1 protein-coding gene and 1 pseudogene are annotated in these 1,822 nt (G+C 67.6%); one reads left to right on the forward strand and one right to left on the reverse strand.

Translation table 11 applies throughout. The annotated features are described in order from the left end of the window. The first annotated feature begins 532 nt into the window (after positions 1-532). Positions 533-1,555: a diguanylate cyclase domain-containing protein gene (locus tag G3N93_RS39375; RefSeq protein ID WP_374196563.1), complete on the forward strand. Its 1,023-nt coding sequence runs from the start codon at positions 533-535 to the stop codon at positions 1,553-1,555. 81 nt (positions 1,556-1,636) lie between these two features. Here G3N93_RS39375 and G3N93_RS39380 read toward each other — a convergent pair. Next, positions 1,637-1,822 (reverse strand): annotated as a pseudogene (locus G3N93_RS39380) (hypothetical protein); the annotation flags it as partial.

Genomic DNA, 1,822 nt, shown 5'->3' on the forward strand with positions numbered 1-1,822 from the left:
CCGCCGTCCTGCCGATCTCCGGGAGGACGGGCAGCAACACGGCCGGCTTCATGCGCCACTCCGTTTCGTCAGGATCGTCCGGTCATCCGTCGCATCGAAACCGATGCACGCAAAGCAGCTATGCCCGTGAGTGAACATCCCCACTGCTTCCCCTCATATATCTAACTGGCCTGAATCATTTATCGAAACAATGCGGCGATTTCTTTAATCGCGCGTCATCGTGCTGCGCGCGCCTGGCACTGGCACACGCCCATTCGTCACACTATCTCAAAAACAGGACAAAACTTACCCCGATTCGCGACGTTGAAGCGAAAAAAACCTCAATCCGGTCGGAAATGCTGCGCGAGCGAGATGAATGGTAAGAATTGCGCCGTTGTCGCCCGGCAGGCCGGACGGCATACTGCCGGCGCGGTGCGGCTGGCCGGCGGCGGTCCGTTGCAGACCGCCCCGCCTGAACGCGCGGCCGCGAGGCGGCGCGTATGCTACCGCAATCCCGCGCTGCCGGACGTGCTTTCTTTCACGGAAAACTGACTTGAATCAAATCGTCGACACTGCCACCCCGTCCCCCGATACGCTGCTGCGCATCATCGCCGCGCAGACCGAGATCGCAAAGCTCGGCCTCGATCTCGGCAGCGTGATGGCCTATGTGGCCGAGCAGGTGCCGCAGCTCACCGGCGCAAGCGCCGCCGCGGTCGAATTCGCCGAGGGCGACGACATGGTGTACCGCGCCGCGTCGGGCACCGCGGCCGGGATGCTCGGCCTGCGGCTGCGGCGCTCGGGCAGCCTGTCGGGCCTGTGCGTGCAGCAAGGCGAGCTGCTGCACTGCACCGATTCGGAAACCGACCCGCGCGTCGATCGTGACGCCTGTCGACGGGTCGGCCTGCGCTCGATGCTCGTGATGCCGCTCACCCATGCCGACACGACCGTCGGCGTGCTGAAGGTGATGTCGCCGGAAGTCGACGGCTTTTCGCAAGCCGACGCCGGCACGCTGCGGCTGACGGCCGACCTGATCGCCGCCGCGATGTTCCACGCGGCGCGCAACGAGGCGAACGAGCTGTACCTGCGCGCGACGCACGACGCGCTCACCGGCCTGCCGAACCGCGCGCTGTTCTACGACCGCCTGCGGCAGTCGATGCACACGACGCTGCGCGCGAACGGCCGGCTCGGCATCCTCAACATCGACATGGACGGGCTGAAGCCGATCAACGATGGCCTCGGCCACCGTGCGGGCGACGCGGCGCTGCGCGAAATCGCCACGCGGATGCAGGGGGCGGTGCGGCGCTCGGACACGGTCGCGCGCATCGGCGGCGACGAATTCGCTGTGATCCTGCCGAACATCGGCAACCGCGACGATGCGCATGCGCAAAGCACGCGGCTCGCGCGCCAGGTCGGCGAACCGTTCGAATTCGAGGGGCGCCCGATGCGGCTCGGCGTCAGCGTCGGGATCGCGCTGCTGCCCGACGACGGCACCGACATGAACGCGCTGATCGAGCATGCGGATCAGGCGATGTATGAAGTGAAGCGCACGCGGTCGCAGCGGACGGCGCACGCGTAACGCGAACTCGAAGGCTGCTTGCTTGATGGGTCCGCGGGCGGAACGGCACGCTCAACCGCCTGCGGCCAGCTTGGACGGGCGCTAGCCGATCTGCGGAGCGGCGATCGCGAGCCCGACCACGAGCCACTGGACGATCGCGACGATCACGCCGGCCCGGCACAGCCCGACCGCGCCGCGCACGCGTGCGTCGAGTGCGCGGCCGGCCTTCGACGCATCGATCCAGCCGAGATCGGCGAGCGCGCGGTCGAGCGCCGCGAGCCCGTCGTC

Source organism: Burkholderia sp. Se-20378 (assembly GCF_017104665.1).
Taxonomy (GTDB): Bacteria; Pseudomonadota; Gammaproteobacteria; order Burkholderiales; family Burkholderiaceae; genus Burkholderia; species Burkholderia lata.